At 42.7% G+C, this 13,462-nt stretch carries 12 protein-coding genes and 2 tRNA genes; 1 reads left to right on the top strand and 13 read right to left on the bottom strand.

Going from position 1 to position 13,462, the window contains the following annotated elements:
• Nucleotides 1-272 precede the first annotated feature (272 nt).
• From rpsO to tpiA, 13 genes are all read right to left on the bottom strand, one after another.
• Entirely contained in the window at nt 273-539 is a 267-nt protein-coding gene (rpsO, locus tag JMX03_RS00690; RefSeq protein ID WP_201576293.1) for a 30S ribosomal protein S15, read from the bottom strand.
• A gap of 319 nt (nt 540-858) precedes the next feature.
• Nucleotides 859-1,032: a hypothetical protein gene (locus JMX03_RS00685; protein ID WP_201576294.1), complete on the bottom strand. Its 174-nt coding sequence runs from the start codon at nt 1,030-1,032 to the stop codon at nt 859-861.
• Between the two features lie 110 nt (nt 1,033-1,142).
• Nucleotides 1,143-1,304: a hypothetical protein gene (locus tag JMX03_RS00680; RefSeq protein ID WP_201576295.1), complete on the bottom strand. Its 162-nt coding sequence runs from the start codon at nt 1,302-1,304 to the stop codon at nt 1,143-1,145.
• 71 nt (nt 1,305-1,375) lie between these two features.
• Entirely contained in the window at nt 1,376-1,900 is a 525-nt protein-coding gene (locus tag JMX03_RS00675; protein WP_201576296.1) for a type 1 glutamine amidotransferase domain-containing protein, read from the bottom strand.
• Nucleotides 1,901-2,249: 349 nt separating this feature from the next.
• Entirely contained in the window at nt 2,250-3,296 is a 1,047-nt protein-coding gene (gene truB, locus JMX03_RS00670; protein WP_201593838.1) for a tRNA pseudouridine(55) synthase TruB, read from the bottom strand.
• A gap of 9 nt (nt 3,297-3,305) precedes the next feature.
• Nucleotides 3,306-3,695 (bottom strand): ribosome-binding factor A, encoded by a 390-nt coding sequence (locus tag JMX03_RS00665; RefSeq protein WP_201576300.1) that lies wholly within the window; start codon nt 3,693-3,695, stop codon nt 3,306-3,308.
• A gap of 159 nt (nt 3,696-3,854) precedes the next feature.
• Complete coding sequence (gene infB / locus JMX03_RS00660) at nt 3,855-6,587, bottom strand: translation initiation factor IF-2 (protein ID WP_201593837.1); 2,733 nt, start codon at nt 6,585-6,587, stop codon at nt 3,855-3,857.
• 190 nt (nt 6,588-6,777) lie between these two features.
• Complete coding sequence (nusA, locus tag JMX03_RS00655) at nt 6,778-8,262, bottom strand: transcription termination factor NusA (protein WP_201576306.1); 1,485 nt, start codon at nt 8,260-8,262, stop codon at nt 6,778-6,780.
• A gap of 178 nt (nt 8,263-8,440) precedes the next feature.
• Nucleotides 8,441-8,941, bottom strand: a complete 501-nt coding sequence (gene rimP, locus JMX03_RS00650; protein WP_201576309.1) for a ribosome maturation factor RimP — start codon at nt 8,939-8,941, stop codon at nt 8,441-8,443.
• A 455-nt stretch (nt 8,942-9,396) separates the two neighbouring features.
• Nucleotides 9,397-9,473 (bottom strand) — tRNA-Met (locus tag JMX03_RS00645).
• A 138-nt stretch (nt 9,474-9,611) separates the two neighbouring features.
• Nucleotides 9,612-9,696: transfer RNA gene (locus JMX03_RS00640), tRNA-Leu, on the bottom strand.
• 243 nt (nt 9,697-9,939) lie between these two features.
• Nucleotides 9,940-10,248 carry a preprotein translocase subunit SecG gene (gene secG, locus JMX03_RS00635; protein ID WP_201576312.1) on the bottom strand — a complete coding sequence of 103 codons (309 nt, stop codon included), beginning with the start codon at nt 10,246-10,248 and terminating at the stop codon, nt 9,940-9,942.
• Between the two features lie 240 nt (nt 10,249-10,488).
• Nucleotides 10,489-11,319 carry a triose-phosphate isomerase gene (tpiA, locus tag JMX03_RS00630; protein ID WP_201593836.1) on the bottom strand — a complete coding sequence of 277 codons (831 nt, stop codon included), beginning with the start codon at nt 11,317-11,319 and terminating at the stop codon, nt 10,489-10,491.
• Nucleotides 11,320-11,719: 400 nt separating this feature from the next.
• Between tpiA and pilB the strand changes: the two genes are divergently transcribed.
• Nucleotides 11,720-13,426, top strand: a complete 1,707-nt coding sequence (pilB, locus tag JMX03_RS00625; RefSeq protein WP_201593835.1) for a type IV-A pilus assembly ATPase PilB — start codon at nt 11,720-11,722, stop codon at nt 13,424-13,426.
• Nucleotides 13,427-13,462 lie beyond the last annotated feature (36 nt).

Raw genomic sequence — 13,462 nt, 5'->3', positions numbered from 1 at the left:
GATTTATGAGTATTGACCAATTAATTGCAAAACTAGCTCAAATTCATTTACTCTTTAACAGTAGATGCAAAAATTTGTCTTCGACCTGACTTTTACCTGACTTTGACTTGATATCGACTCTAAGAGAGAACGAACTTGCATAAAAAAACGGCGTGAAACTATTCCACACCGTTTTTATAAAACTCATATTTTATGATAGATGGTAGCAAGGTGGTCTATTAAGCAAAGCTGCAACAACCTTTCTTGGCTCTTATCTATCAACGATCGTTAAATTAACGACGTAGGCCTAACTGGCTAATAATGGTGCTATAACGACCAAGATCTTTACCTTTTAGGTAGTCTAGTAGCTTACGGCGTGTATTAACCATACGGATAAGACCGCGGCGGCTATGGTGGTCAGCTTTGTGAGCTTTGAAATGGTCTTGTAGATCATTGATACGCGCGCTTAGTAGAGCGATTTGAACTTCAGGTGAACCTGTGTCATTTTCGCTGCGCTTGTATTGGGCAATGATTTGTTCGCGATCAGTATTAGTTAGCATAAATTTTCTCCGGCAATGCTAATAGTTTCAATGCTTGCTCAAGCAATGTTGTCTCAACATAGTTAAGCACTTTTGAAACCATAGAATAAATAAAATAGCTCACCTGCCATTCGGGACAACCCTGCATTACTAGAGTTGACCTAGTGGACAGTGAGCACAGTGTTTGAGCTTAGCAGTTTATGCTATTAGCGTGGCAGCGATTATAACAAAAAACTGCTGAACTAACAGCAGTTTTCACGATTAGTTTCAACAGTTTTGAAAGCATGGCTTAAGTAAGCGCCATATCGATTTAAAGCTTATTTAATTTTATTTTTTAGTGTCACTTTTTGACATCGTCTTCAGTAGCGTTACCGCCAAGTGCATCATCATCTAACGGCACTGTCGTTGCTTCAGCGACACTATCAGGGACTGAGTCTTCACTAGGATTGATGTCTTCTGCTAATTTTTGTATTTTTTGTTCTTGCGCATCCATATCTTGTTTTGACTTGTCCATAATATCTTCCCTTTTATGAATTTAATAAAGATAAGCCCTAGCCATATCAGCTGGCACCTATCTGATTACTATTGTATCGAAGCTATTTGGTCAGTATCAACCGATCGATATTACTTATCTTTTTTAGCTTCTTCTAAGTTGTCTGCAATACGCTCTGCAGCAGCGTCTGTATCTTTATCATAATTGTCTTCAGTTTGATTTTTTAGTGATGAAATCTCTGATTCAGACTTCTGCTGTTCAAACTTAGTATCATTGGGATTAGGCTGTGTCATAGTTTTTTCCTTTTTTGTTGTCATGATTGATGGTGGGTTGTAAGTAAGCGTGAGGTGTTAATTTTTTTAAATTATGATAAGGCTTTATCTATAGCTGCTACAAAATTATTAATATCATCTGGATTGCGCGAAGTAATCAAATTACCGTCTACTTGTACGGTTTTGTCTACAAAGTTTGCACCAGCATTTTCTAGATCCAACTGTAGTGAATGATAAGCCGTAAGCGTTTTGCCTTTAGCGATACCTGTGTTAATAAGAATCCAAGGCGCATGGCAAATGACAGCTAACGGCTTACCAGCATCATTGATCGCGTTCACTATATTATGAGCCTCTTCGTTACCACGTATGGTGTCAGCGTTCACCGTGCCACCTGGTAAAACTAAGGCATCATAATCAGCAACGTTTGCGTCTTTTGCAAAGATGTCAGCAGTGAAGGTAGCACCTTTATTGACGTCCTGATTCATCGCTTGGACGTCTTTTTCTTCGTTAGTGGTGATCAGTACTGTCTTGTAACCTTTGGCTTTCAATTGGTCATTGACGTCTTCATACTCTGCTTGTTCAAAGTTATTATGTAATAAAAAAGCAATTGTTTTCATGATATCCCTTCTCTTGTTATAGAAAAATAAGTTGTATACAAATCTTTCTTCATAGCTTAATTTTTATTTTATGGATATTTATTATTCTTCATAAGTTATCGGTAAGACTTCCTCTGAGATTTTTTTGTTATAGGTAATTATTGTAGTTAGTTATTATTATTATCCAGCTTTCCCTGGCTGACTTAACCACTGTACAAAAAAAGCAGGTTTCACCATAGGCGAAACCTGCAATAAAATGTGACGATATGTGATTAATGTAATGAGCCCGTAAGTTATACCCAAACTTAGTGAGTTAGGATAAATGCTCTCAAACTGTTAACGATAGTAACGCCTAGACCTTAGTCATAAGCTATAATTGAATTAACTTTTTAGGTTGTAAGCGACCGTTCAAACTGACTGCACCTAAGCCAATGAATTGCCCTTTCTCATCAATCAGACGAATATCGACAGGCACCTCATGTAGCACTGGCTGACTATCAGCAGTTTCCTCATCAGTCGTGCTGCTTTGTTGATTAGTGTTGTTTTCAGCAGCAGTTAGCTCTTGGGCAACAGTGGTTGAGATATAGTGTTGCAAGCTATCTGTCAATTGATTAATGACGTTTAGTCGCTGACCTTGCCTCACACGTGCACACTGCTCAGCATCCAAAGTAAGTTTTGGTTCGATATCAACACAGGCATCTATGGGCAGTAGCTGCGACAGGCGATCTTCCAATGTCAACGCCTCTAGCTGCGGTAAAGTAATGGCATCATCTATTAAAAACTTACCTGTTTTTAGACGACGTAAAGCAATTAAATGGCCTAATGTACCCAGCGCTTTGGCAATATCTTCTGCCAACACACGTACATAAGTGCCTTTAGTACAGGTAACTGTTAGCTGCAGTTGCTGCGCATTAACCATTATTAAGGAGATATCCTTAATGACGATATCTCTAGCTGCACGTTCAATCTCGATTCCAGCACGCGCATACTCGTAAAGCTTCTTTCCGTCTTTTTTTAAAGCAGAATACATGGGGGGAGTTTGCTGCTGAGCCCCTGAGAACTGCTGAGCGATACTGTCCAAAAGCGCTTCATTAAGCTCTGGTACAGCCGCTTGCGCAGTTACCTGCCCATCTGCATCACCAGTATCCGTCTGCTGACCCAGTAAAATAGTTGCTTGATAAGATTTGTCAGCATCAAGCTGATAATGACTAAACTTAGTTGCCTCACCCAAACAGACAGGTAATAGTCCTGTCGCCATGGGATCGAGCGTCCCTGTATGACCCGCTTTTTTGCTGTCATGTATGGGTGACTTAAACAGATACTTAACTTTTGACACCACCTGTTGTGAAGTCATGCCTATGGGTTTGTCTACTAAAATGACACCCGAGACTCTTTTTTTAACTGGAGATATCGACATAATGGAAAATTACTCGTCTGCTTCGTTTTGCTCAGTTTTTGTGACGGCCTGGCTGATCAAGTCCATCATATAGTTACCACGAGCGGTTACTTCATCATAATGAAAGCGTAGACGTGGAGTGGTACGTGTTTTTAGGCTGTGGCTGAGCTCAGTACGCAAAAAACCTGCCGCTTTATTAAGGACTTGCACACTTTGCTCATGACTACTCTTAGTCATAGCATCGTTCAGCTCAGGCTCCATGATGGTCACGTAAATATCTGCGTAACCTAAGTCTGGACTCACCTTAACACTAGAGATAGTGACAAAGCCTGTCAGGCGTGGATCGTTGACTTCATCACGAATAAGAACGGCTAGCTCACGCTGAATCTGATCGGCTAAGCGTTGTAAACGTTGGCTCATATTATTTCCTGTTTTTAATATTAATGAATCAATAGTATCTGATGGTATAAATATACGATAAAAAAGGCCTAGCAGGATGAACCTGTTAGACCTCTGTACACGGTTATAACGTTAATCTAAGATCAACTTGCTAAGTATATAGCATACTTAGCAATACGCTTAGATAGTACGTGCAAACTCTTGGATTTCAAAGACTTCGATCTTATCGCCTGCTTCAACATCATATCCACGGACGGCCAAACCACATTCCATACCAGTGCGCACTTCATTAACGTCTTCTTTATAGCGACGTAATGACTGCAACTGACCAGTAAAGATGACTTGATCATCACGCAGTACACGGATTGGTTTGTTACGATAGATAGTACCTTCAACCACCATACAACCAGCGGCTGCACCAAACTTGCTTGAACGGAATACTTCACGGACTTCAGCAATACCCAAGATCTTCTCGCGATGCTCTGGTGCCAGCATGCCACTCATGGCTGCTTTCACATCATCGATCAGGCCATAGATGACGCTGTAGTAACGAATATCCATATCAGCAGCGTCTGCTTTACGACGTGCGGTACTGTCTGCACGGACGTTAAAGCCTAATAAGACTGCTTCACTTGACTCTGCAAGAGTGACGTCAGATTCAGAGATAGGACCCACACCTGAACTAATAACTCTCACTTTGACTTCGTCAGTAGAAAGCTCATTCAATGCCGCAAGTAATGCTTCAAGCGAGCCACGAACGTCTGTTTTTAGAACGATGTTTAGGAAAGATACGTCGCCTTGACCCATCTGCTCAAACATACTTTCTAAGCGCATTTTGTTCTGACGCTCAAGTTGCTGCTCACGCTCACGGTTGGTTCTGAAATCTGCCACTTCACGTGCTTTTTTCTCGTCGGTGACAACTAGGAACTCACTACCAGCCGCTGGCGTCTCAGGTAAGCCCAAGATCTCAACAGGAATAGAAGGACCAGCTGTTTTGATACGCTGACCACGCTCATCAATCATGGCGCGGACTTTACCGTAGTGCTCACCAGCCAATACTAAGTCACCTTGTTTTAGCGTACCCTTTTTGACCAATACGCTAACGACTGGACCACGGCCTTTTTCAAGTTTTGATTCAATGACCACACCTTGAGCAGCACCGTCTAATGGCGCTTCTAGCTCCATTAGCTCAGCTTGTAAGCTAATAAGTTCTAATAAGCCATCGATACCATCACCAGTCTTGGCTGAGATACGCGCCATTGGCGTATCACCGCCCCACTCTTCTGATACCACTTCTTTCGCTGTTAATTCGTTCAACACGCGATCTGGATCTGCGCTTGGCTTATCCATCTTGTTGATAGCAACGATAAGTGGCGTACCAGCAGCGCGCGCATGGTCAATCGCTTCTTCAGTTTGCGGCATCATACCGTCATCTGCTGCAACGACCAATACCACAATATCAGTCGCCTGAGCACCGCGTGAACGCATGGCACTAAAGGCGGCGTGACCTGGAGTATCAAGGAAAGTAATAACACCGCGGTCGGTCTTCACATGATAAGCACCGATATGCTGAGTAATACCGCCAGCTTCACCCGTAGCAACTTTGGTCTCACGGATTTTATCTAGTAGTGAAGTTTTACCATGGTCAACATGACCCATGATGGTCACTACTGGTGGACGCGTTTGCACGTTACTACTACGCTCATCAACAGCATCCTGCAGATCATCTTCGACCTTGGTATCACTTACTGGTACTGGGTTGTGACCCATCTCTTCAACGATTAAGCTCGCTGTCGCTTGATCAATCGTATCTGACTCACGAGCCATCTCACCCATTTTCATGAGTAACTTGGTCACTTCACGAGCTTTAACAGCCATGCGCTGAGCAAGATCTGCTACTGTAATTTGCTCACTGATCTCAACATCATAAACAATTTTTTCGACAGGTTTTTCGAACTTATGCTGCGACGCTTGTGTTGAACGCAAACCGTTTTTACGGTTTTTGAACTCACGCTCATCTTGATTCTTACGGCGACGACCACGAGCACCTGTGCTGCTTGCACCGCGCTTGATCTCACGACGTTCTTTTTCAAATGACTCTTCTAGAGCATCACCAACCAAACCTTCAGCTAACGGCTCGTCCTTACGAACTTCAGCCACTGGCTCACGGTCAGTATATTTACCAGCCATTTTGCGCATTTGCTCAAGCGTGCGTTTTTGTGCTTCTTCAGCTTGGGTACGACGTGTTTCAGCTTCGATTTGACGTAGGCGCTCTTCTTCTTTTTCGCGCACTTCGCGAGCTTTACGCTCAGCTGCCGTCTCCACTTTTGGCTTAGTAGGTGCAACTTTTTTCTTTTCTTTCTCTTTTTCTTTGGTTTTGACTTCAACAGCAGCTTTGCCACCTTTTTTGACCACCACAGATGTAGAGACATCGTCGTTTTTGCCGTCTGACTTTTTACCTGAGCCCAGACTTGCACGCATAGCAGCCAATGTTGCTGCTTGACGTTCTTCTGACTTTTTCTTCGTTTCGGCACGCTCTTCTGCTTCTTTAGCAGCACGAGCTTGCGCCTCAACCATGGCCTTTTCGCGAGCCGCTAATTCTGCAGCGATTTTCTCTGGATCAGGCTTTTCAAAAACTTTCTTTTTGCGCACTTCAACATTGACACTCTTCGATTTACCAGAAGAGCCAGTCACACGCGCAGTGCTTGTCGTCTTAGATTTGAGGCTAATACGGCGCTTTTCCTGCTGGCCATGACTTTGTTTTAAATACGCTACCAGCTTCTCTTGCTCACGTTCGGTGACCATGTCATCCTCTGCGCGCGCAGGCAGCCCAGCATCCTGCAATTGCTGTTGTACAGCACTAGCGGTTTTGCCTACCATTTCTGCCAGTTCTTTGACGGTCTTATCTGCCATTTATTATCACCTACTGTCTATTATTTGCTATATGTTCAATTCAGTTGTTGGCTACAAATGATTGGGTTTGGGCTGATACGCGCGTTGTTTATGATAGCTGATTATTATATTAGCATGCTAAATAACGATTTTTATCGACCCTTTACTATTAATAGCATATCACTAAAAGACAGTGATATGCTCCTAATACCTATTCATTGAACCAAGATTCCCGAGCTTTCATGATCAGCTGACCTGCTGTTTCAGCATCTAAGCCTTCGATACCCTCTAAGTCAAATACCGCTTGCTCAGCTAGATCATCAACAGTAACGATGTCTTTTTGTGCCATTTTATAGGCCCAGCTGACAGTCATACCTTCAAGATCTTGCAGTTCTTGACTTGGCTCTTTCATGTTTTGTTGTTTGACCAGTTCATCGGCGATGACCACTTCTTTTGCGCGCTCTTGAATCATATCAATCGCTTCGTCATCTAAACCTTCGATATCGTAAAAAGTTTCGACAGGTACGTAAGCAACTTCTTCAATACTGGTAAAGCCAATGTCAACCAGAGCATGCGCTAGATCCTGATCTACTTCTAGGCGCTCGTAAAAAAGCTCAACAAATACTTTGGTCTCATTTTCTTGACGTTGCTGATACTCTTCTTCAAGCATCATGTTTAGCTTATAACCTGTGAGCTCTGACGCTAAACGTACGTTTTGGCCTTGTGAGCCAATAGCACGTGCGAGCTGATCATTAGTGCTGAATACAATGTCTGCTGTGTGCGTATCTTCATCTAAGATAATGCTGCTAACGTCTGCAGGCTCAAGCGCACTGATGATATATTGTGCAGGATCATCTGACCATACCACCACATCAATGCGTTCGCCATCAAGCTCTTGCTGTACCGCTTGTATACGTGTGCCACGCATACCAATACAAGCACCAACGGGATCAATACGATGATCGTTGGTCTTCACTGATATTTTAGCACGAGTACCCGGCAGGCGAGCGACGTTACGAATTTCAATTATCTCTTCAGCAATCTCAGGCACTTCTTTTTGCATAAGTGCTGAAAGCATTTCAGGATGAGTACGTGATAAAAGCAATTGTGCACCGCGATTTTCACGGTTTACATGATATAAGATAGCATTGATGCGTGATTTAACGCGCAGCTGCTCTCGCGGCAACATGTGGTCGCGAGACAAATAGCCTTCAGCATTATCACCTAAATCAATGATATAGCCATCACGGGTTTGTTTTTTGACTTCGCCGTACATCATCTCGCCAATGCGTGGCTCAAAAGCGTCTGCTACAAGCGCACGCTCAGCTTCACGGATTTTTTGGATGATGACTTGTTTGGCTTGCGTGGCAGCAATACGACCAAATTCAATGGACTCAATTTGCTCTTCTTTGACATCACCGATCGACCATTCTTCTTGGTCAAGATCAGTAATAGCAAGCTGACAAGCAGGCATCTCATGATCTTCGTCTGCAACGACAGTCCAGTAACGATAAGTATCATAATCACCAGTCGTGCGGTCAATGGCTACCCGTACTGCCACTTCTGGCTGTTCGGTGTATACTTTTTTCTTGGTCGAAACCACTAAAGCTTCTTCTATTGCTTCAAAGATATCTTCAGGATTTAAGCCCTTTTCATTACTGACGGTTTCAACTACCGTTAAGATTTCACGACTCATGCTATACCTGTCCTATACTTGCTTAAATTTTGTCATTTATGTATTAGCGTTATTTTCTAAGTTAAATTACGTGCTATTTATAAGTGAGTTCATTAATTAATTAGCTAACAATGAACAACACTGATTTAGTTGTGAGCACAACGCATGCTTGACACTATAATAAGCGTCTAAGCAACCACTAAGCATCTTCAAAAACTAAGTTAGCTTTATCAATATTACTAAGTGCAATCTCAAACTGCTCGCCATCTGTTGCCGTTAGTTTGAGAGTCGTAGAGTCCATACCATCCAGTTTTCCCGTCACTTTTCGGCGCTTTTTATCGCCTTGCCCGATCGCTTGTATCAAGCGTAGGCTAACCGTTTGACCCACATAATCCAGCATTTGCTCATCTGAGAAAAACACTCTGTCAAAACCAGGTGAGGACACTTCTAAAATATATTCACCTGCAATGGGATCATGAACCTCAAGAATACCGCTAACTTGATGGTTAACTGCAGCACAGTCTTCAATCGTTACTTGCTTGTCTTGTGCTTTTTCTTCAGGTAAAGATTCAATATAAATACGCAGCAAAGAGCGACGGCCCTGTGGTGCAAATTCTATACCCCATAGTGCCACATCACAAGCAGCTACCGCAGGGGCAATAATATTAGTGAGCTCTGCAACTTTGGTCGAAAGTTTCATAATCTATTTATCGTTTCCTATTCACTTATCTATCGTACTTAATATAATGCGCGCATTGTTTATTGGTATTGTTTATCAGTTATGCATAGCTAGCCACAATATTCGCTGCTTTGCTTGTCGATATAGCGACAACTTGCTGAGCAAGACCCCATATCCGTTTTGTGCATACGAATTTATATATGAGGGTACAACCCTTGCCTTGAACCTCAAACCATGAATGCTATTATTGTTTTTTAAAGCAAGATTATCACTAAAGGAGTGCAGAATAACAGACAATGTCGCTCATAAATAACTGCGCATGTGACCGATATTATCGTACACTATGGGCGTAGAGCTTAGCATAAGTAGGATAGATACCGTGGTAACACCGACAATCAGATACAAAAAAACCCACAAACATAATGGTGGGCTAATTTACACTGATAATTTAGTGTATCAAAAATCAGTATTAAAAGTGGTAGCGGGGGCTGGATTTGAACCAACGACCTTCGGGTTATGAGCCCGACGAGCTACCAGACTGCTCCACCCCGCATCAATTTAGAATGCACATTGTATGTGATTTTTATAGACCTGTCAATCTTTATTTAAAATAAACTTTAAATTAGAAATCTCATATCTACAATAACCAACTTAACACTGTGCAGCATAACGCATCACGTAACATATAACTTGGTGCGATTGGGGGGACTTGAACCCCCACAGCTTGCGCCACCACCCCCTCAAGATGGCGTGTCTACCAATTCCACCACAATCGCTTGTTGTTACGTCTTAATACAACCTTCTTTACTAGACTATTTTTATTTTGCTTTACTGCAATGTATTGCTTTATGTCCTGAGGCAGACAATGGCATTAATTTCAGCATCATAAAAACAGGCAAGTATTGTAAGACTTACGCGCCAAAATAGCAAGGGCTACTACAAAGAACGCGCTTACTACTCTCTAAAAAACCTTTAAACCGTCTAACCATCGACTTTTGCAAGATAGCCGTACACAACTTTTACTGTGGATTTTGCGTTAAAGGACGCGGTGACTGCGGTGCTGAGACAGGCGCATCTAAGCGAAACTGGTCTTCGGCTTGTTCACGAGCTTGCACAGCGAGCGTCATACTGGTGATAAAGAAGATCACCGTTAATACAGCAGTGGCACGGGTTAGAAAGTTGGCCGTACCTGCAGCACCAAAAACCGTACCAGAAGAACCGGCACCAAAAGAAGCCCCTGCATCTGCTCCTTTACCATGCTGTATCAAGATCAAGCCAATCATGGCAATCGCCACGATAATGTGCAGGGCTAATATAAACGTAAACATGGTGGCCTCTTTTGCCGTGTAATGACGACTAATAACGAAAAATTAAATCTCAGGGTTTGATATAGATGGTTTGATGCAGATTAAACCATCTATATCAAACCATTACAGTAAATAAGGCGCATTGTACACGATTGCAAGGGTACTGTTAAACCCACTTCTAGCAACTTATCAGCACTTTTTATAGGTTACTTCCCGTGCCAATCAGATATAAGGTTTATTACTTATTCATAATGCCTGCACTTAGCCCGATTTTTTGGCTCGGCCAAAAGCATCAGCAATCGCTAAAAAGCTATCAGCCTTTAAAGAGGCACCACCAACCAATGCACCATCTATCACAGGGCTGGCGGCAAAGCTATCAGCATTGTCTGCGTTGACACTACCGCCATATAGTACAGCAGTCTGAGACAAAGGTTCAGCATATCCAGCTAAGGTGTGTTTAATATGCTGATGAGTTGCGCTCACCTCTTCTACTGTGGGAACTTTGCCCGTACCAATCGCCCAGACTGGCTCGTAAGCAACAATCAAGTGCTTTGCTATCGATGTGGCTAGATGCGCCTGATCATCTAATAGGGTTTTGATCGCTTCCAACTGTGCATCCAGTACTTCTAATGTCTGCTGCTCATCATACTGCGCTTGCGTCTCACCCACACAGAATATCACGCCTAAATCCTGAGTAAGGGCGTTGCTTAATTTTTGTACCAGTAAGTCATTGCACTCTTGATGATATTGACGACGCTCAGAGTGACCTAATACAGTCCATGACGCGCCAGCATCTGCTACTTGCTGTGCAGAGCAATCTCCAGTATAAGCGCCAATGCTATCACTGTGAGCGCTGATGTCCTGAGCGGCCGTGAGTATTGGCATATCTTTCAAACGCTCACTCACAGCAGCAAGATGGATACAGCTTGGTGCCACCATTAGCTGACAGCCATTGCTACGATCAAATGCGCTGTCTTTGTCATTATCAGCCTTGTCATCGCCGACAGCAGCTAATAATGCTTCTATTAATGTATTTACATCGCTAATCGTTGCCGGATTTTGTTTCCAATTTCCAATTACCCAAGCTTGCATGGCTCATCTACCTTCTATCATTTGTCATTGCCAGGATGGCTAATATGCGGTCAAGTATAACAAATATTCATCAAGTGCTATAGTATAGCGCAACAACCTTATAGTCGTTGCCTTTACGCTGTCTATCATTAAGCCGCTTCTGCTAATTAATGCTCAGTATGACCTAAGACTTAAATAATTATTTTTACAGTATTTGACTTGCTACAGCAGTCACCTCAAACTGTCATGATTCTTGCATGTTTTACTATAACAACTCAGATAAATTAGAGTATAAGTAATTAATCAATCTACTGGCCTTCTTTTTTATAGTGTTCTTTAGAAGGTGCGATAACCCGATTTAAAGTTATTGTAAGATTTTTAATATATTCGGTACTAATGTTCGGTATTAAGGAGATGGTCTATGTCTAGCATGACCAATAAATTCGGAAGTTTATCACAGCAACTTATCCATGCTGGTGTGGTTAGCGAAGCGCATATGAAAATAGCGCAAGCCGAAGCATTACAACAACAAATAAGCTTGGTTTCGTATTTAGTAGACAATAAAATGGCCAATGCCTATCAGGTGGCTAAATTGCTTTCGCAAGCGTTTGGCGATCCACTTTTCGATATTAATGTACTAGATAACGATAATATCCCCAAAGACTTGGTTGATCAAAAAGTAGTACGCAAGTTCAATGCTCTGCCTATCTTTAAGCGTGGACAACGGCTATTTGTTGCGCTAAGCGATCCTACCAGAGTCGATGCTATTGATGCCATCGCCTTTAACTCGCAGTTATCGGTTGAAACCGTGGTGGTCGAGGAAGACAAGCTAAAAAAGCGTATAGACAGTGTCTATGCTGATAGCATGCAAAACTTCGATAGCTTTTCTGACGGTGACTTCAACGTTGATTTGGAAGGAACCGAAGAAGATAACGAAACCAAACTTAATGACGGTGTGGATGAAGCACCTGTGGTGAAGTTCGTTAATAAAATGCTGGTTGAAGCAATTCGCATGGGAGCCTCTGATTTGCATTTTGAGCCCTATGAAAAATCCTATCGTGTACGCTTTCGGGTCGACGGTGTGATGGAAAAAATGGCCAACCCGCCCATACAACTTGCCAGCAAAATTGCCGCGCGTCTAAAAGTTATGTCGCAGATGGACATCTCAGAGCGGCGCATACCACAAGATGGCCGTATCAAATTAAAGCTTTCAAAGAACAAAGCCATCGACTTCCGGGTAAACTCCTTACCTACGCTGTTTGGCGAAAAAATCGTGCTGCGTATTTTAGATCCTTCCTCAGCGATGCTCGGTATTGATGCTCTAGGCTATGAGCCGGATCAAAAAGAGATGTTTATGGAGGCTCTCAATAAGCCACAAGGCATGCTATTGATCACGGGACCCACCGGCTCTGGTAAAACGGTATCTCTATACACAGGTATCAATATATTAAATACTGGTCTGACCAACATCTCCACCGCCGAGGATCCTGTTGAGATTAACCTTGAAGGCGTTAATCAGGTCAACGTAAACCCCAAAGTAGGCTTAACTTTTGCTAATGCTCTAAAGTCATTTTTGCGTCAAGATCCAGACATCGTTATGGTCGGTGAGATTCGTGACCTTGAGACCGCTGAGATTGCTATCAAAGCCGCGCAAACAGGACACATGGTGCTATCGACTCTGCATACCAACTCCGCTCCTGAAACCCTGACTCGTCTGCGCAACATGGGGGTGGCATCATTCAACATTGCCACCTCAGTAAACTTAGTCATCGCGCAGCGACTGGCACGGCGTTTATGTAAAAACTGTAAAACTCCTATCGATATTCCTAGGCAAAGCTTGCTCGAGCTTGGCTTTACTGATGCAGATTTGGACGACCCAGACAACGTGATTTATGAGCCTGTTGGTTGTAGTGAATGCCGTGAAGGTTATAAAGGCCGTGTGGGTATTTATGAGGTGATGAAAGTCAGCCCTGATATTTCCCGTATTATTATGGAAGACGGTAATGCCATTGATATCAAAGATGCCGCGCTAAAAAACGGCTTTCGCGATTTGCGACGTTCAGGTATCTTAAAGGTCTTACAAGGTGTGACCAGTATTCAAGAGATGATGCGAGTAACTTCTGAATAATAGCCAACATAAATAGCAGCCAATGATATAAAAATG

Origin of the sequence: Psychrobacter fulvigenes (assembly GCF_904846155.1) — a bacterium.
Classification (GTDB): domain Bacteria; phylum Pseudomonadota; class Gammaproteobacteria; order Pseudomonadales; family Moraxellaceae; genus Psychrobacter; species Psychrobacter fulvigenes.
Note: the sequence above shows the minus strand (reverse complement) of the source record. Positions and strands in the feature narration are given on the sequence as shown.